This is a genomic window from Burkholderia sp. Ac-20384 (assembly GCF_017104605.1).
GTDB classification, from domain to species: Bacteria; Pseudomonadota; Gammaproteobacteria; order Burkholderiales; family Burkholderiaceae; genus Burkholderia; species Burkholderia lata.
In genome coordinates this window covers 1-726 of the sequence record NZ_JAAGPE010000733.1, presented here as the reverse complement: position 1 = coordinate 726, position 726 = coordinate 1, and the positions used below count along the sequence as shown (strand labels likewise).

Here is a 726-nt window from a genome sequence, read left to right as displayed (position 1 = left end):
GCGACCACGGAGATCTACCCAGTATCTTACACCCTTTCCCGACACGACGCACTTCCGATCTGCACGACCAGCCGCGCTCGGCGACGCATCGGCGCCCGGCAGCCGGCCCGCGGCATCGCGCAGCGGAAACAGGAACAGCGCGAGACAGCCGACGGCCGCGCCGGTCGGCACGTCGATCGCGTGATGCTGGTAGGTGGTCAGCACCGACACGCCGATCGCCGCGAACCACAGGTGCAGCACGACACGCGCGAGCGTGCCGCGCAGGTGCTTCGCATAGACGGCCCACAGCACGACGAGCAGCCCGATGTGCAGCGACGGCGCCTGGTTGAACGGCTTGTCGAAGCCCATCAGCAGCGTGAACAGCGCACCGGCCACGCCACCCGCGTCGGGCCGCTCGAACCCGAAGCGCAGCGGCCACGCGATGAAGCACGCGACCGAGATCAGCTGCACGGTCAACAGCCGCTTCACGTGATCGAGCAGGTCGGCGCGGCGCGTCCAGAAGAAGAACGACAGCGCATACAGCAGGTCGATCGACCAGTACGGCACGATCGTCCACGGCACGAACGGGATCGCGTGCTCCCAGCCGAACGCGAAGGTCGGCACCGCCGCGCGACGCGCGGCGAGCCAGTTCGCGAAACCGTAGGTCGAGAAGAACACGGCACCCATCACCGCGAGCCAGCCGAAGCGCAGCGCGAACGACGCGTCGCGCGCGACGGCCGCCGAGGC

1 pseudogene is annotated in these 726 nt (G+C 69.0%); it reads right to left on the bottom strand.

Annotated features, from left to right (window positions below):
• Positions 1-726, bottom strand: a pseudogene (locus G3O00_RS43090) (phosphatase PAP2 family protein); the annotation flags it as partial.